The sequence below is a fragment of the Pedobacter sp. MC2016-14 genome (genome assembly GCF_020991475.1).
GTDB lineage: Bacteria > Bacteroidota > Bacteroidia > Sphingobacteriales > Sphingobacteriaceae > Pedobacter.
The window spans coordinates 1653669-1671325 of sequence record NZ_JAJMPA010000001.1; the positions used below are offsets into that span (position 1 = coordinate 1653669).

General features: G+C 41.3%; 16 protein-coding genes. 8 read left to right on the top strand and 8 right to left on the bottom strand.

The genetic code is table 11. The features are described from left to right. Window positions 1-35: 35 nt before the first annotated feature. Window positions 36-2879, top strand: a complete 2844-nt coding sequence (uvrA, locus tag LPB86_RS06890; protein WP_230642033.1) for an excinuclease ABC subunit UvrA — start codon at window positions 36-38, stop codon at window positions 2877-2879. Between the two features lie 5 nt (window positions 2880-2884). Continuing rightward, window positions 2885-3787, top strand: a complete 903-nt coding sequence (locus LPB86_RS06895; protein WP_230642034.1) for an NAD(P)H-hydrate dehydratase — start codon at window positions 2885-2887, stop codon at window positions 3785-3787. Here LPB86_RS06895 and LPB86_RS06900 read toward each other — a convergent pair. From LPB86_RS06900 to lipA, 3 genes are read right to left on the bottom strand one after another with little or no spacing between them, the layout of a single operon-like run. Then, window positions 3784-4611 carry an anti-sigma factor domain-containing protein gene (locus tag LPB86_RS06900; RefSeq protein WP_230642035.1) on the bottom strand — a complete coding sequence of 276 codons (828 nt, stop codon included), beginning with the start codon at window positions 4609-4611 and terminating at the stop codon, window positions 3784-3786. The two genes, LPB86_RS06895 and LPB86_RS06900, sit on opposite strands and share 4 nt — an antisense overlap. After that, window positions 4608-5159 carry an RNA polymerase sigma factor gene (locus LPB86_RS06905; protein WP_230642036.1) on the bottom strand — a complete coding sequence of 184 codons (552 nt, stop codon included), beginning with the start codon at window positions 5157-5159 and terminating at the stop codon, window positions 4608-4610. The genes LPB86_RS06900 and LPB86_RS06905 overlap by 4 nt, the downstream gene beginning before the upstream one ends. A 48-nt stretch (window positions 5160-5207) precedes the next feature. Beyond that, on the bottom strand, window positions 5208-6101 hold the full coding sequence (gene lipA, locus LPB86_RS06910; protein WP_230642037.1) for a lipoyl synthase: 894 nt from the start codon (window positions 6099-6101) through the stop codon (window positions 5208-5210). A gap of 151 nt (window positions 6102-6252) precedes the next feature. On the opposite strand from lipA, the gene LPB86_RS06915 reads away from it, so the two are divergent. The 5 genes from LPB86_RS06915 to LPB86_RS06935 all read left to right on the top strand — a co-directional run bounded on the left by LPB86_RS06915 (window position 6253) and on the right by LPB86_RS06935 (window position 12564). Then, window positions 6253-6963, top strand: coding sequence for an NUDIX domain-containing protein (locus tag LPB86_RS06915; RefSeq protein WP_230642038.1), 711 nt, complete (start codon window positions 6253-6255; stop codon window positions 6961-6963). An 84-nt stretch (window positions 6964-7047) separates the two neighbouring features. Then, window positions 7048-8646, top strand: a complete 1599-nt coding sequence (locus tag LPB86_RS06920; RefSeq protein WP_230642039.1) for a ribulokinase — start codon at window positions 7048-7050, stop codon at window positions 8644-8646. Then, window positions 8639-9337 (top strand): L-ribulose-5-phosphate 4-epimerase, encoded by a 699-nt coding sequence (locus LPB86_RS06925; protein WP_230642040.1) that lies wholly within the window; start codon window positions 8639-8641, stop codon window positions 9335-9337. Before LPB86_RS06920 ends, LPB86_RS06925 begins: the two co-directional genes overlap by 8 nt. 9 nt (window positions 9338-9346) lie before the next feature. Beyond that, complete coding sequence (gene araA / locus LPB86_RS06930; protein ID WP_230642041.1) at window positions 9347-10852, top strand: L-arabinose isomerase; 1506 nt, start codon at window positions 9347-9349, stop codon at window positions 10850-10852. Between the two features lie 26 nt (window positions 10853-10878). After that, window positions 10879-12564, top strand: coding sequence for a sodium/solute symporter (locus LPB86_RS06935; RefSeq protein WP_230642042.1), 1686 nt, complete (start codon window positions 10879-10881; stop codon window positions 12562-12564). 209 nt (window positions 12565-12773) lie between these two features. Here the strand turns inward: LPB86_RS06935 and LPB86_RS06940 are convergent, their stop codons facing one another. Further along, window positions 12774-14282, bottom strand: coding sequence for a carbon-nitrogen hydrolase family protein (locus tag LPB86_RS06940; protein ID WP_230642043.1), 1509 nt, complete (start codon window positions 14280-14282; stop codon window positions 12774-12776). Between the two features lie 84 nt (window positions 14283-14366). Then, window positions 14367-15344, bottom strand: a complete 978-nt coding sequence (locus tag LPB86_RS06945; RefSeq protein WP_230642044.1) for a Gfo/Idh/MocA family protein — start codon at window positions 15342-15344, stop codon at window positions 14367-14369. A gap of 62 nt (window positions 15345-15406) precedes the next feature. Here LPB86_RS06945 and LPB86_RS06950 point away from each other — a divergent pair, with 62 nt between their 5' ends. Continuing rightward, a complete protein-coding gene (locus LPB86_RS06950) occupies window positions 15407-15814 on the top strand; it encodes an OsmC family protein (RefSeq protein WP_230642045.1) in 408 nt (135 codons plus the stop codon). Here LPB86_RS06950 and ytxJ read toward each other — a convergent pair. The 3 genes from ytxJ to LPB86_RS06965 all read right to left on the bottom strand — a co-directional run bounded on the left by ytxJ (window position 15804) and on the right by LPB86_RS06965 (window position 17600). Continuing rightward, a complete protein-coding gene (gene ytxJ / locus LPB86_RS06955; protein WP_230642046.1) occupies window positions 15804-16136 on the bottom strand; it encodes a bacillithiol system redox-active protein YtxJ in 333 nt (110 codons plus the stop codon). The two genes, LPB86_RS06950 and ytxJ, sit on opposite strands and share 11 nt — an antisense overlap. A gap of 208 nt (window positions 16137-16344) precedes the next feature. After that, entirely contained in the window at window positions 16345-16836 is a 492-nt protein-coding gene (gene ribH / locus LPB86_RS06960) for a 6,7-dimethyl-8-ribityllumazine synthase (protein ID WP_230642047.1), read from the bottom strand. A 71-nt stretch (window positions 16837-16907) separates the two neighbouring features. Continuing rightward, window positions 16908-17600 carry a tetratricopeptide repeat protein gene (locus tag LPB86_RS06965; protein WP_230642048.1) on the bottom strand — a complete coding sequence of 231 codons (693 nt, stop codon included), beginning with the start codon at window positions 17598-17600 and terminating at the stop codon, window positions 16908-16910. Window positions 17601-17657 lie beyond the last annotated feature (57 nt).

Sequence of the window (17657 nt, forward strand, 5' to 3'; positions counted from 1 at the left end):
TCAGCGCAAGATTCTGTAGCGTTTTTTAATATAATATGAGCAAAAATAATGTTGACCTCGGCGAGCAAAAGGATGTAGAAGTATACGGTGCCCGGGTACATAACCTAAAAAATATTGATGTTTCTTTTCCGCGCAACCAACTGGTTGTGATTACCGGTTTAAGTGGTAGTGGTAAGTCTTCACTGGCTTTTGATACCATTTATGCGGAAGGACAGCGCAGGTACATGGAAACATTTAGTGCCTATTCCCGGCAGTTTATGGGGGGAATGGAACGCCCGGATGTGGATAAGGTTTCCGGATTAAGTCCGGTGATTGCCATTGAACAAAAAACGACCAGTAAAAACCCTAGGTCTACCGTGGGTACCATTACGGAGATTTACGATTTTATGCGTTTGTTGTATGCCCGCGCAGCTGATGCTTTCTCTTACAATACAGGGGAGAAAATGGAGCGGATGACTGAAGACCAGATCCTGGCCAATATTTTTAAAAAGTATGATCATGTTCCGGTTAATATCCTGGCGCCCGTTGTAAAAGGACGTAAGGGACATTATCGCGAGTTATTTGAACAGATTCGGAAGCAAGGATATGTTAAAGTTAGGGTAGACGGCGAGATCAAAGACATCACTGCCAAAATGCAGGTAGACCGGTATAAGATCCACGATATTGAAATTGTGGTAGATCGGTTGATTGTAGAGCCAGAGGACAGAAAACGTTTACTGGATTCTTTACAAACAGCGATGCGCCTGGGAAAAGGCATTATCAAAATTAGTGATAAGGACAATAATGTTTCCCATTTCAGTCGCTTTTTAATGTGCCCAACTACAGGGATTTCTTATGATGAGCCACAACCCAATAGCTTCTCCTTTAACTCGCCCTATGGTGCATGCGAGCGTTGCGATGGTCTGGGTTACATTACAGTGGTAGATAAGGAGTCTGTAATGCCTAATCCAAAACTGAGCATTATGAACGGTGGTTTGGCCCCATTGGGTGAGTACCGTGACATTTGGATGTTTCAGGTTTTAAAAGCATTGGCTAAAAAACATAACTTTTCACTTGCTACACCAATTGAGAAACTGGATGATGAAATCATTACCTTGATTTTAGATGGAAGTCCTGAATTGCTGAGCGTTGCAGTAGAATACAATAAGTGGAATGTTCAAAACTACCAGATTACCTTTGACGGGATCGTGAAACTGCTTGAAGAGCAGCAGGAACGTAAAGGCGAAGGTGCAGTTGAAGATATAGAGAATTTCAGGAAGCTGAAAACCTGCCCGGTTTGTAACGGCGCAAGGTTAAAAAAGGAAAGCCTGCATTTTAAAATAGACGGGCGAAATATATTTGAGCTGTCTGAAATGGATATTCATCACCTGCAGGCCTGGTTTTTGAATGTTGAGGAGCGTTTAAACGAGCGACAAAATACCATTGCTAAAGAGATTTTAAAAGAAATCCGTGCCCGACTTGGTTTCCTGACCGACGTAGGCTTAACTTATCTTACTTTAGACCGTACCGCAAGAACACTATCTGGTGGGGAGGCCCAGCGAATTCGTTTGGCTACTCAGATTGGCTCGCAGCTAATGAATGTGATGTACATTCTGGATGAGCCTAGTATTGGCCTGCATCAGCGTGATAACGAGCGGCTGATTGGTGCATTAAAAAATCTGAGGGATCTTGGCAATACGGTATTGGTGGTAGAGCATGATAAAGACATGATCCTGGAAGCAGACCACGTGATTGACGTAGGACCTGCAGCGGGCGTGCGTGGTGGATACATTGTGGCGCAAGGTTTACCAGCTGATATTTTAAAGTCGGATACGCTGACTGCTGCTTACCTTAACGGTAAAAAGAAAATTGAAATTCCTAAAAAACGTCGTAAAGGGAATGGGCACAAGCTGTCCATCATCAAGGCGAGTGGGCATAACTTAAAGGACGTATCTGTAGATTTTCCATTGGGGAAATTTATTGCCGTTACCGGTGTTTCGGGAAGTGGGAAATCAAGCCTGATTACAGAAACATTGTACCCGATTTTGAACCATCACTTTTTTAGGGCAAAAAAACATCCTTTGCCTTATGAAAAAATCAATGGACTAAAAGAGATTGACAAGGTAATTGAGATCGACCAGGCACCTATCGGACGTACGCCGCGTTCTAATCCATCCACCTATACAGGGGTGTTTTCTGACATCAGAAACCTGTATGTGCAATTGCCGGAGGCTAAAATAAGAGGGTATAAGCCTGGACGCTTTTCTTTCAATGTGAAAGGCGGACGTTGTGAGACCTGTCAGGGTGCAGGTTTAAAAGTTATTGAGATGAATTTTCTGCCCGACGTGCAGGTGCCCTGTGAAGAATGTGGCGGTCGCAGGTACAACAGGGAAACTCTTGAAGTACGCTACAGAGGAAAGTCTATTAGCGATGTACTTGACATGAGCATTGAAGATGCCTGCAACTTTTTTGAAAACATGCCGGCCATTTACAGGAAGATCAGAACCTTAAAAGATGTAGGACTAGGTTACATCACTTTGGGCCAATCTTCTACTACCTTATCAGGTGGAGAAGCACAACGTGTTAAACTGGCGACAGAATTATCTAAAAAAGATACCGGACGTACCTTTTATATTTTAGATGAACCGACCACAGGTTTGCATTTTGAAGACATTAATGTATTACTTGGTGTATTGAATGAGCTAGTAGAAAAAGGCAACACGGTACTGGTGATAGAGCATAACCTGGATGTGGTAAAGGTAGCCGACTGGGTGATTGATCTTGGAGAAGAAGGCGGAGCCGGAGGTGGGAGGATTTTATTTGAAGGCACACCGGAAGGTTTAATCCAGAACCCGATCAGTCTTACCGGGAAGTTTTTGAAGAAGGAAATGGAATACTAGAAACCATGGATCATCAACTAAATGATTTTTTGCCCGATGCATCGGCACCAGACGATGAAAAGGAGTTTAGTCTGGTAACATTAACGGCTATAAGGGCAATTTTGAAACCCAGAAAAATATTTAGTTACAAAGGCACCTATGGTCATGCATTGATTGTAGCGGGTGCAAGGGAAACGATGGGTGCGGCCTTACTGGCGGCAAAAGGCTGTTTACAGGCTGGTGCAGGTTTAACAACAGCTTGCATCCCCGAAAGTGGTTTGATAGCTTTAAATACCGCATTGCCAGAGGTGATGTATTTAGGTAGAGATGCATTAGGCTTTGGAAATGATTTCCTTAAAAAATATAATGTAGTGGGCATAGGGCCTGGTTTCAATCCAGATCCTGATGATACGAGTGTAAACGGGGAGATGCTGGATAAAATATTAAGGTCTTCCTTGTCGATTGTAGCAGATGCAGATGCTTTAACTATGCTGTCAGTAAATAACCTCCCTGATTTTTTTGACCGGCAGGTTGTTTTTACGCCACATGTTAAAGAATTTGACAGGTTATTTGGGAAACATGATACCTGGTGGGGCCGCCTGGAAACAGCAAAGGCTAAAGCGGCAGAAAAGGGAATTATTATTGTCCTTAAAAATCAGTTTACCTTTGTGGTAGATCAGAAAGGCTGGGTTCATGTCAATACTACTGGTAATCCTGCTATAGCACAAGGCGGGATGGGCGATGTACTAACGGGGATCATTACCGCTTTTATTGCTCAGGGATACACAGGCATAGAAGCCGCATTACTGGGCTGTTACATTCATGGTATGGCTGGAGATACGCTCTCTGCAATTTATGCAAACATAACAGCATCAGCGCTGGCAAGTCAGGTTCCAAAAACCATTAAATCTTTACTTTCAGAAAATTAAATTGTAATGTTGCCCGCAGCAACCATTTGATCAAGTGTGGGGCTTACACTTCCACCTCGTTTTTCGAGTGTTACGGCAAAAGTTTGTGCCATTCCAATCTCTTTCATATTTGACAACAGATGAGTGGCACCATTTTTCATGTCAAACACGCCCAGGTCAACAGGTTTTCCATTTACCAGTGCCCAAAGTTGGTATTGGTGTTCCTGGTCATTGACTGGCAATTTCATTTTTGCATGATCAAGAACAACATGTTTGCCATCCGGATGCCAGTAAATCATTATTTTAGCTTCAGGAGCAAATTTAGTTCCTGCAAGCCTTACGATTTTCCAGGCAGGATCAGCAGCCATATCCGCTACCTTTTGAAGTTCATTGTTGTTTTCTTCCATGAAACTGGCCCTGGAAGCAAATTTTTCTTTTTCTTCACTTAAACTGACAATCTGTTCTTCTGCAACATTAAGCTTAGTATGCGCGGAGAAAAGCGCAGCAGTACTCACAATTAATAGTGCAATACAAGCAACAAGTGCATATCTTAATGTTCTTAATTTAGATTCGTATCCTGCAGACGGAGGAATAATCTTAAGTGCTTCGGCCTCAATTTCTTTTCTGGTGTTCGAAAATATTTGTTCAGCAAGATCAGAAACAGGAGTCATAGCATGCATTAAAGCATATTTTTCCATAGCCATCTCTATGTTGCTAATCTCCTCTCTGATTTCAGGATATTTAGCAGCCATTGCCTCAACTTCCTGTTCTTCATCAGCGGTAAGCTGCCCTAAAACATAAAGTTCAAGTGTTCCGGTTTCTATATATGCTTCTGGTTCGTTCAATTAAAATGCTTTCTTAATTCCATTATAGCCATTCTGATCCTGGTTTTTACCGTACCCAATGGCAAGTTTAATTCTTCCGACGCTTCAACATGTGTGTAGCCTTTAAAATAGACCATGTCAAGAACACTTTGATATTCTGGTTTTAGTGCCGTTACCATATCCCTCAAACCTAGTGTATCCGAATTAAAAGTTACCTTTTTTTGCTCGTCTATAAAACCTACGTTATTTTCAAGCTCTTGGTTTTTTGTGGCGTTCCTAAAATCTTTGGATCTGAGCTTGTCAATGGCCATATGTCTGGCAACATTCATCATCCAGGTAAATAACCTGCCTTTTCCCGGATCATAGCTATCCGCAGAATTCCAAATCTTAACGAAAGTTTCCTGGAGTAAGTCTTCTGAAGTTTCGGAGTGCTGAACGATTCTTGTAATTACCCCTAACAATGCAGCAGAGTACATGTCATAGAGTGCCCTAATAGCGATGGTTTCCTGACATTTTAATGCCCGAACCAATTCTTCCTCTGAAAGTGATATTTTTTGTGTCGCTGCCAATGGGGCTAATATAAAAAAATATATAGCAGATAAAACAAATTATTTAATTTATTTAACTGTAGGGTTAAAATCAAATAAATGTTTTTCTGCGTGGTAGGACGAGCGTACCAATGGCCCGCTTTCAACGTATTTAAGTCCTCTTGCAAGTCCTGCTTCTTTATATTTAGCAAATTGATCAGGATGAATCCAGTCTACCACCGGATGGTGACTTTTAGTCGGCTGCAAATACTGGCCAAGTGTTAAGATATGTACCCCGTTTGCTACTAAATCATCCATAGCTTCAAGTACATCATCTTCGGTTTCGCCAAGCCCCAGCATAATCCCTGTTTTTGTTCTGAGCCCAAATTCAGAAATTCGCTTCAATGCTTCTAAACTGCGGTCATATTTTGCCTGGATACGTACTTGCCTGGTTAACCTTTTTACTGTTTCAACATTGTGAGACATCACTTCAGGCCTTTCTTCCAGTACACGGTATAGGTTATCCCAGATGCCCCTAAAATCAGGTATCAGGGTTTCAAGTGTGGTTTCCGGACTTTCCCTGCGAATAGCCTGGAGCGTTTCTGCCCAAATAATTGATCCGCCATCTTTTAAATCATCACGGTCAACAGAAGTAATTACGCAATGTTTTACATTCATGAGTTTCACGGAATTGGCTATTCTGTTTGGCTCATCCAAATCTACAGCCAATGGTCTTCCTGTTGCCACGGCACAGAACGAGCATGACCTGGTACAAATGTTACCAAGGATCATAAAGGTTGCTGTACCTGCGCCCCAGCATTCGCCCATATTAGGACAATTGCCACTTTCGCAAATGGTGTGCAGTTTATGCGTATCTACCAGACTACGCACTTGTGCATATTCTTTTCCTACAGGAAGCTTTACTCTAAGCCAATCTGGTTTTCGTTGTACTGGGTTTGCTGAAACAACCGGAAGTTCGATCATAATGCAAAGTTAAGCAATAGGTTTTGAAAAATGGAAAAATGAAGTGTTAGACGAGGGTAATGTTTGGAATTTTAGAACCGTATTAAATTAACTATACATGATATAGTTAAGCTGTTTTGGTTATATATTAGCGCCGATTTAAAAAATGGAGATGATTGAACATACAATTGGAAGCCGGATGCTGGTGGCTATAGATTGCATCATCTTTGGTTTTGATGGCGTTAATTTAAAAATATTACTAATTAAACGTGGCTTTGAAGTGGAAAGAGGCCGTTGGAGTTTAATGGGTGGTTTTGTGGGTGCAGATGAAAGTCTGGACGATGCCGCGAACAATATTTTAAAGGAATTAACCGGTTTAAAAGGTGTATACCTGGAACAACTCCATGTTTTTGGATCACCCAACAGGGACCCGCAGGAAAGGGTAGTCTCTGTAGCCTATTTTGCTTTAATTGATATTCATAAATATGAAGAGCAACTGAATGACCGGTACCAGGCAGAATGGTTTATGATTGGTGAAATGCCGGGACTTATTTTTGACCATACAGAAATGATTAAGAGGGCCCAGCAGAAAATCAGGTATAAAGCTGCACTGCACCCTTTGCTTTTTGAACTCCTGCCCGAGAAATTTACCATTCCACAGTTACAGAGTTTGTATGAAGCCGTATACAATACCACGATTGATAAGCGGAATTTTTTAAGGAAGCTTACTGGTACAGGTTTATTGATTAAATTAGAAGAAAAAGACAAATCCGCCTCCAGAAAAGGTGCGTTTTATTTTAAGCTGAACAAGCAAAAATATAGGGATAATTTTCAGGCATTTTTTAATTTTATCCCTAATCCTGATCATTTGATAGGGGAATAATGGGATGAAATAACACGTAAACAATTTGGCTTAGAAATTTCATTAAGCAAATAAATAAGCGTTAATTTGACATTTATAATTTATATGAATACAGATCAGTTTGTTATTGGGGTTGACTACGGTTCGGATTCTGTCCGCTCTGTATTGGTCAATGCAAAAAACGGGGTAGAGATCGCTTCTTCGGTCTTCAATTATCCCAGATGGCAGCAGGGCTTATATTGTAATCCGGCAACCAATCAGTTTAGGCAGCATCCTTTAGATTATATTGAAGGATTAACGCATACCATTAAAGATTGCCTGCAACAAGCAGGTACTGAAGCGGCGGCTGCGGTAAAGGCTATTTCGATAGATACTACTGGTTCTACACCGGTAGCGGTAAACGAAGCAGGAGTGCCTTTGGCATTGCTTCCTGAATTTGAGGAAAACCCGCATGCCATGTTTGTTTTATGGAAAGACCATACCGCGGTAAAAGAAGCTGCGCAAATTAATGCCCACGCTTTAACCACTCCGGTAAATTACCTGGACTACTGCGGTGGTATCTATTCTTCTGAATGGTTTTGGGCTAAGTTACTCCGCACCTTACGGACAGACGAAGCGGTAAAAAATGCCTGCTACTCATGGGTTGAACACTGTGACTGGATCCCTTTTCTGCTTACTGGCGGTTCTGCGGCTAAAGAAATGAAACGCAGTCGCTGTGCCGCAGGACACAAGGCGCTTTGGGCTGAAGAATTTGATGGCTTACCTCCAAATGAGTTTTTCAAAACCCTTGATCCAATTCTGGATGGTTTTACCGATCGTTTGTTTTCAGAAACTTATACTTCAGATGAATCAGCAGGTTCATTAAGTGCAGAATGGGCAGAGAAATTAGGCTTAAGTACCGATGTGAAAGTTGGTGTTGGTGCATTTGATGCACATATGGGCGCCGTTGGCGGACAAATTGAACCTTACCACTTAAGTAAAGTAATGGGTACCTCTACCTGTGATATTTTAGTTGCACCAGCAACGGATATGGAAGGTAAATTAATAAAAGGGATTTGCGGACAGGTAAATGGTTCTGTAATTCCTGGCATGCTGGGCTTAGAAGCCGGACAGTCTGCTTTTGGTGATGTATATGCCTGGGTATCTAAACTTACGGGCCGTTCTATTCCTGAGCTGGCAGAAGCGGCTGCAAAATTGCCAAATAAACCAAGTGATCCGATAGGGATTGACTGGCTGAACGGAAGACGTACGCCTGATGCCAATCAAATGCTGGGTGCGGCAGTAATGAACCTTACGCTGGCTACAGGTCCTGCTGAATTATTTAAGGCGATGGCTGAAGCAACTTGTTTTGGTGCTAAAAATATTGTGGAGCGTTTTATTGCAGAAGGTGTGCCTGTAAAAGGCATCATTGGTATTGGCGGCGTGGCTAAGAAATCGCCTTACATCATGCAAATGATGGCTGATGTATTGAATATGCCTATTCGTATCCATAAATTTGAGCATACTTGTGCCCTTGGTGCAGCCATGTTTGCCGCTGTGGTAGCAGGGATTTATGGTACAACCGAGGAAGCGATGCAAGGTATGGGTTGCGGTTTTGAACAGGAATTTTATCCGATTGAAGAAAACGTAGCGTTTTATGCTGAAAGGTTTCCACGATACAAATCTTTAGGTAACTATATTGAAAAAAATACCATTCATGAGTAAGTATCAACACATCAGGGAGCAGGCTTATGCGGCCAATATGAAGCTTCCTAAATTAGGACTTGTGCTTTTTACCTTTGGAAATGCAAGTGCGGCAGACAGGGAAAATAAGGTTTTTGCCATTAAACCAAGTGGTGTTCCTTATGAAGATTTATCGCCGGAGAATATGGTGATTGTAGATTTTGATGGCAATACTGTAGAAGGGGATTTGAGACCCTCTTCGGATACTAAAACCCATGCGGTACTTTACAAGCATTGGGCTGAAATTGGTGGGATTGTACACACGCATTCTACTTACGGAACGGCCTGGGCCCAATCGTTAAGGGAAATTCCTGTTTACGGAACCACCCATGCCGATCATACTACCGCCGCAATTCCTTGTGCGCCACCAATGAGCGATGAAAAGATTAAAGGAAATTATGAGTATGAAACGGGATTTCAGATCATGGAACACCTGGAAGTTCAGGGACTGAGTTATACGGAGGTAGAAATGATCCTGGTAGGGAACCATGCTCCTTTTACCTGGGGTAAAACTGCGGACAAAGCCGTTTACAACAGCGCTGTTGTAGAGGAGCTTGCGAAAATGGCCTTCCTTACTGAACAGATCAAAACTGACGTTAGGCCAATGAAAGATGCTTTAATTAAAAAACACTACGACCGTAAACATGGTGTAGATTCCTATTACGGACAATAAACAAAAAATATGACGACCAACCTAGAACAATTAGAAGCCTGGTTTATTACTGGAAGCCAGCATTTATATGGTGAAGAAACCTTAAGACAAGTTGCAGAACACTCTCAGCAAATTGCCAGGGCATTAAATGATGCACCTGAAATTCCTGTAAAAATTGTTTTTAAACCTACCGTAAAAACACATGAGGAAATTTATGCGGTATGCCAGGAAGCAAACAATGCAAAAAACTGTATTGGAATTATTGCCTGGATGCATACTTTTTCGCCTGCTAAAATGTGGATCGGTGGATTGAAAGTGTTGCAAAAACCATTACTTCATTTACATACACAATTTAACCGTGACATTCCATGGAGTACTATGGATATGGACTTTATGAACTTAAACCAAAGTGCACATGGTGACAGGGAGTTTGGGTTTATCGTTTCCAGAATGCGCATTAACCGTAAAGTTGTTGCCGGACATTGGGAAGATCCTGAAGTTAGGGAAAGTGTAAACACATGGTTAAGGGCTGCTGCGGGCTGGTTTGATCTTCAAGGTGCGAAATTTGCGCGTTTTGGTGACAATATGCGTAATGTGGCGGTTACCGAGGGTGATAAAGTTGAGGCGGAAATTAAGTTTGGCTGTTCTGTAAATACTTATGGTATAGGTGACCTGGTTGCTGTGATCAATCAAACTTCTGATGCTGCGATTGATCAGTTGATTAAAGAATATGCGGATACATATGTTATGGGCCAAACTTTAATTAAAGGTGGTGCTCAACATGCTTCATTAAGAGAAGCCGCTAAAATTGAAATCGGTTTGCGTAATTTCCTTGAGCAAGGTAATTTTAAAGGCTTTTCTGATACATTTGAGGACTTGCATGGCATGGCGCAGCTTCCTGGAATTGCGGTACAGCGTTTAATGGCTGACGGTTATGGTTTTGCCGGAGAGGGCGATTGGAAGACGGCGATGCTGGTAAGAACGATGAAAGTAATGGGTAGCGGATTGAAAGGTGCAAATGCTTTTATGGAAGATTATACTTACCATTTTGAGCCTAAAAATTCTTTCGTATTGGGCTCGCACATGCTTGAAGTAGATGCCGCCCTGGCAAAAGGTCCTATTAAATGCGAAATTCATCCTTTGGGGATCGGTGGCAAAGCTGATCCGGTTCGGTTGATTTTTGACGCTGAAAATGGTCCGGCTTTAAATGCCTCTATTGTAGATATGGGTAACAGGTTCCGTATGCTTGTAAACATTGTTGATGGCGTTGAACAACAAGAAGAATTACCGAAATTACCGGTAGCACGCGTATTGTGGAAACCACAGCCAGATATGAAAACAGGTTGCGCAGCATGGATTTATGCAGGCGGGGCACACCATACTTGTTACAGTCAGAATTTAACGGCTGAACACCTTACCGATTTTGCAGACATTTCTGGAATTGAATATGTGGGTATTGACAACAATACGACAATTAACCAGTTGCGTAATGATTTGAGATGGAATGAAGTTTATTATCAACTTAACAAACATTAGGAATTACGTAACCAAATAACCCTTATATGAACAACAGTTTGTCGACTATAGATTATATAGTTTTTATCATTTATTTTATCGTGGTTGCTGGCTACGGCTACTCTATTTACTACAAGCGTAAAAGAGATGAGCAGGATGCCAAAGCATTTTTCCTGGCCGAGGGTACTTTAACCTGGTGGGCAATTGGTGCATCGTTAATTGCTTCCAATATTTCTGCTGAACAATTTATTGGAATGAGCGGTGAAGGCTTTTTTCTGGGGATTGCGGTAGCCGCCTATGAATGGATTGCTGCGATTGCCCTGATCATTGTGGCCGTATGGTTTATTCCGGTTTACCTGAAAAATAAGATTTATACCATGCCGCAGTTTTTACAAACGCGGTATAATGAGTCTACTGCATTAATTATGGCTATATTTTGGCTATTCTTATATGTATTTGTGAACCTTACCTCTATTTTATATCTTGGAGCGGTAGCGATTAACGGCTTAACAGGAGGAGAATACCTGCATGTAATTATGATTGGACTTGCGGTTTTTGCCTTGCTGATCTCTCTGGGAGGGATGAAAGTAGTGGCATATACCGATGTTATCCAGGTTGCGGTATTAATTTTAGGTGGACTGATGACTACTTATATTGCCTTAACGGTAGTAGGGGAGAAATTTGGGGTAGGCAGCAATGCACTCGCTGGTTTCCAGGTTTTAATGGATCAGGCACCAGAACACTTTAAAATGATTATTCCAAGGCCTAATGCTACCTCTACTCAAAATGAGATTAGTAAGTATCTTACCTTCCCTGGTTTGGCTTCTTATGCTGCCGGTATCTGGATTATTAACCTGAATTACTGGGGATGTAACCAGTACATTACGCAAAGGGCACTTGGTGCAGATTTGCACACTGCAAGAACAGGAATCCTGTTTGCAGGCTTGTTAAAGCTAATGATGCCTTTGATTGTAATGCTTCCTGGTATCGCTGCTTTTGTCTTGTACAAAGGAGGTTATTTGCCGCAGCTTGTAGGTGGTAAAGATGGTGCTTATTCGGCCATGCTAACCTTTCTTCCTACTGGACTTAAAGGTTTGTCTGTAGCGGCGCTTACGGCTGCCATTGTGGCTTCTCTTGCTGGTAAGGTAAACAGTATCTCTACGATTTTTACATTGGATATTTATGCAAAATACTTTAAAAAGGGTTCTGACGAGTCAAGCCTTCTTTTTATAGGCAGGGCAACAGTTTTCTCGGCAATGATTCTTGCGGTATTGTTTACCTGGAACGATTTGCTTGGGATTGGCGGAGAAGGTGGTTTTACCTTTATTCAAAAATATACAGGATTTATTAGTCCGGGTGTATTTGCGATGTTTGTATTGGGGATGTTCTGGAAAAGAACTACCGGTACTGCGGCCATTGTAGGTGTGATATCCGGCTTTTTATTGTCTGTATTCTTTAACGAATTTGCACCAACAATATTGGGTAACGATACATTGATTTATACCGCCTATCCGAATGGTAAAGGTGCATTTGAAATTCCTTTCCACATATGTATGGGGCTGTCATTTGCATTTACTATGATCATCATGATTGCGATAAGTATGGCAGGACCAAAAGTAAACCCTAAGGCATTTGAACTGGACACAGCGATGTTTAAGGTAAAACCTTCAACAATGGCACTGATTGTATTAACGCTGATGTTGATTACTGTGCTGTACGTTAAATTCTGGTAGAAAAATTAACATGACTCTTCGGAGTCTGGCATCTGTTAGGCGCGAAAAGCGCAAACAGCGCCCAGGTCTCCTCTGAGCATATTAATTTTTAGCCAAAAAAACCGGCCGGATGTATATTTCCAGCCGGTTTTTTTTATGGGTAGCGATTTGTTTTGATGGTTTGGTTATGCAGGTTTAAAAGCATAGCATCAACCCTAGTCCTGAGCATGCTACTTCAGCAGCCTTACTTCATACAGGTCTTTGCGGCGGTCTTTTAAAATCTTTACGGTGCCAAAATGGTGCAGTTCATCTAACAAATGCAAGTCTACATCTACTACCAGCATCATTTCTGTGTTTGGTGTGGTTTCCGCTTTAACGGCATTGGTAGGAAAAGCGAAATCTGAAGGCGTAAATACGGCAGATTGAGCAAACTGGATGTCCATGTTGTTTACCTTTGGTAAATTGCCTACACAGCCTGCAATGGCTACATAACATTCGTTTTCAATGGCTCTTGCCTGTGCACACCTGCGCACCCTGGTATATCCATTTTGCGTATCTGTAAGAAATGGCACAAACAAGATTTGCATACCCTGATCTGCGTAGATTCTACTCAGCTCAGGAAACTCAACATCGTAGCAAATTAAAATTCCAATCTTTCCACAGTCGGTGTCAAATACCCTGATCTTATCGCCACCAACCATTCCATAATATTTTTGCTCATTGGGTGTAATATGGATCTTGCGGTACTCTTCAGTTTTGCCGCTGCGGTGGCATAGGTAAGTGGCATTGTATAATTTATTATTTTCAAGAATGGGCATACTCCCTGAAATGATGTTTACGTTGTAAGAAACAGCATAAGCCTGAATTTTCTCTACAATCTCTGCGGTAAGTTCTGATAACTTTCGCATGGCTTCCATTTCAGGAAGGTGGTTGTATGGCTGTAAAAGTGGTGTGTTGAAAAATTCAGGGAACATGATAAAGTCTGACTTGTAGCCACTAACGGCATCCACAAAAAATTCTACCTGCTCGTAAAAGCTTTCCATGTCCGGGAATAAGCGCATTTGCCATTGTACCAGGCCTATCCTTATTGTTTTCGCAGAACGCGCAGAAGCATCTACTCCCTGGTAATAGATGTTGTTCCACTCAATTAAAGTTGCAAATTCTTTAGACTCATGGTCGCCCGGCAGGTAATTTTTTAATACTTTTCGAACGTGAAAATCATTTGAAATCTGAAAGGTAAGAGTAGGGTCGTAAAGTTCTTTAGCCTTTACCTTATCAATATACTGCCTTGGGCTTAGCTTATCAGCGTGTTGATGATAACCTGGGATTCTTCCTCCTGCAATGATGCTTTTAAGGTTCAGACTTTCGCAAAGCTCTTTACGTGCTTCATACAATCTTCGGCCTAAACGCAAGCCTCTGTAATCGGGAGAGACGAAAATTTCAATGCCATATAAAGTGTCCCCGTTTGGATCATGGGTAGAAAAAGTGTAGCCGCCGGTAATCATTTGGTACGTATGTTTATCACCATACTCGTCATAATCCACAATAATAGCCAAAGAACAGGCCACCACTTTGTCATCTACTGCTATACACAGCTGACCTTCGGGAAAAAGCGTTAAAAGTTTAGCAATAGTTTGCCTGCTCCAAATTGATCCTCCTAAGGTATCGTAAGCTTGTTCCATTGATTCTTTAAGATCGCTATAATCTTCCAGCGTCAGTTTTCTTGTTTCAATTTTCATTTGACTAAATTCGTTTGTGATGTAGGAGGCGCTTTTATAAAGTATTACATTTTACACATAAACTGTGCCCCGATACGGTATTGATTAAACCTCTTGCGTAAAAGTATCCAGCAGCTCCATTGTTGGAAGAGCATCTTCAGCACTACAGGGGTTTTCTCCTTTGCCTAAAAAATAGTCTACTACTTTGGCAATCATAGGCTGTTGAACATGTGGCAAGACTTCAAAGCTATGCTCTTCAATTGTTCCTTCAATTTCCAGTAAGATCTTGCTGCCAAATGCAGGAAAGCTTATTTTTCCTTTTGAGCCTAAGATTTCACAAAGGTCAAGTTGCTGTGAATCGGCTACATTGAAAGCCCAGGTACCATTGAAAACCACCTCATTTTCAAATTGGATGTAGCCGGTTACCGTATCAGCCGCCGCAGCGTGTTTATTCTGCTGCACAGCGATGCCAGATGATTTGATAATGTTACCGAAATAATAGACCATGAGATCTAGCTGATGGGGTGCGAGATCATGAAATAGCCCTCCGCCGGATACTTTGGGATCTACCCGCCAGTTTGTTGCTGAACTGGCAATAAGATCTGTGTTTTTAGGCTGCAGCATTTGGAGCCTTACAAGACCAACCTGTCCAATGGCTTTATCTTCCAGAAGAGACTTAACCTTAAGAAACATTGGTTGTGCCCTGCGGTAATGCGCAATGCTGAGTTTAACATTGTGTAATGCTGCCGCATCTTTCATCCTTTTTGCGGATTGGGCATCAAGAGTCATCGGTTTCTCTACATATACGGGTTTACCTGCCTGCATTGCCATTAGCGTGTAGGCTTCATGGCTGGATGGTGGTGTGGCAATATAAATGGCATTTACCTCGGGGTCATTGATGAGCTGCGCGGCATCGTTATACCATTTTGGTACCTTATGCCTGCGTGCATAATCTTCTGCTTTCTCAGCATCTCTTCTCATTACGGCTACCAGAGAGGAATTGGGTATTTTATTGAAAGCGGGCCCACTTTTGACTTCTGTTACGTCTCCGCAGCCGATGATACCCCATTTAACTGTTTGCATACTGTGTTTAACTATTGTAAGGTTATAAAAATAGTGGTAATCTTGCAGTATAAGATAATAATATGGCAACTTCAAAAATTACATACAACGGTGGCTTACGGACAAGCGCTGTTCACAAGCGATCTGGTATAGAAATCATAACTGATGCACCTATTGACAATAAGGGTAAGGGTGAGGCATTTTCACCTACAGATCTTATGGCAACTTCATTGGGTAATTGTATGCTCACCATTATAGGGATTGCAGCAAATGAGCATGGTTTTGACATAGAAGGTACTACAATTGCAATCACAAAGGTGATGGCAGCTGAGGGGCCCAGAAGAGTTGCAGAAATTATTGCAGACTTTCAATTTCCTGAAAATGACTACTCCGATAAAGTAAAGACCATTATTGAGCGTTCTGCTTTAACCTGTCCGGTATATTACAGCCTGCACCCCGATATTAAGAAAACGGTGACGTTTAATTACTAATTACCTCGGCAACTTCATCAGCCGAAATTTCGCTGTGAGAAGCATCCAAAATACAATCTCCATTTTTGATGAGCAAAATTTGCGGAGATTCATGGTGCACCTGAAAAGTTTCAGCTATTTGCGCAGAAATGTTGCGGTAGCTGATTAAATCTAAAAAATATAAAGTAGTATCTTTTGGAATAACTTCCCAGTCTTTTTCAAAACGCTTTTTAGCCATCATACTCACAGAACAACGTGTACTGTGTTTAAAAATCAGGCTAAATCCTTCTGCCTTTTGTATTTCGCTGATCTGATTAATATCAGTTATATTTGTCCATTGCATACTTTAATTTTTTGTTTTAGTGCGATTACCCTCTTCTTTTTCTGCCTTCAGGGTACGAACTGTAAGCTGGGCATATTCGATTAGAGCAAGCTTCTAAAACGGTAGTGGCAAAAAACACGCCAAGCAATAAAATAGCTACCTTTTTCATAATTTAACTTATTTATTTGACTACTAATTTACAATGTTAAACAACAGGATGCAAGTTTTGTTATAGTGTAGCTTTTAAGTGTGCCATTTTTATAGCAGTGATGGCAGCTTCATCACCTTTGTTGCCATGCTTGCCACCTGCTCTGTCAATAGCTTGTTGTTGATCATTGGTGGTCAATACGCCAAATATAACAGCCTTACCATGCTTAATGCCTACATTAGTGAGCCCTTGGGCAACAGCATCGCATATAAAATCAAAATGTTTCGTGTCGCCCTGTATCACGCAGCCCAGGCAAATCACGCCATCAAGGTCTGCATGTTTGTTTAGCAGGATTTCTGCGGCAGCTGTAAGTTCAAAACTTCCCGGTACAGCAACAGAAATGATGTTTTCTTCAGTCACGCCATGTTTTAAAAGTGTAGCAAGTGCACCGTTGTATAAACTCCCGGTAATTTCTGCATTCCATTCTGCTACTGCAATTGCAAATTTATAGTTATTTGCCGCAGGAACTGTGGTATGAGAAAAGTCAGACAGGTTTTTAAGTTGTGAGGCCATAAGCAAAGATAGAGATAGGATATAAAAAAAGGCTAGCCACAGCTAACCTTTATATCGTTTTAAATTTTTTATTATTTATTCAACTGTGCACTAACACGTGCAGTATATTCGTCAATCATAGCAGCTTCCTGACTTTCAGGATACTGACTTTTAATTTTTGTATAAGCTTCTTCTGCAGCTTTAAAATCTTTTTGCTGCTCATATACAAGACCAAGTTTTTTAAGGAACATTGGTGAAGTAAATTTATTGCTGGCCTTGTCTGCCGCTTTTTTATAATAGGTTGCAGCCTGGCTATAATCTTTAAGCTCACTATAAGCATCACCCAAAAGACCTAAAGCAAGTGGGTCTGCAACAGGGCTGCCAGTTTCTGAATATTTACCTAATGCTTCAGCCGCTTTTTTATACTCGCCTTTACGCAGGTAAATACCACCCAGGTATAAATTGGCAAGGTTTGCAGATTTTGTATTTGCATATTCATCAGCAATTTTTTCAAGGCCGGTAAAACCTTCAGCTCCATTAGCGCCTTTAATTTCTCCGTTTATTGCTTTTGTAGCTAAAGAATCAACACCAACGTATTGCTCTGCTTTGTACATTTTTGCAGAGGCTTCAAGCGCTCTGTCTTTTAAATATACGTTTTGGTACCATACGTAAACAGCAATTAATACCACGATTGCACCTGCAATAAACAATAGGCTTTTAGAATTTTCCAATAAAAAGGAACCTTTTTTTGCAGGATGAACTATTTCTTCTTGTGTTGTAGACATTTTTTTTAAAAAAATTAAGGATTGCAAAAATACATTTTTCAGTCAAAGAATCAACCC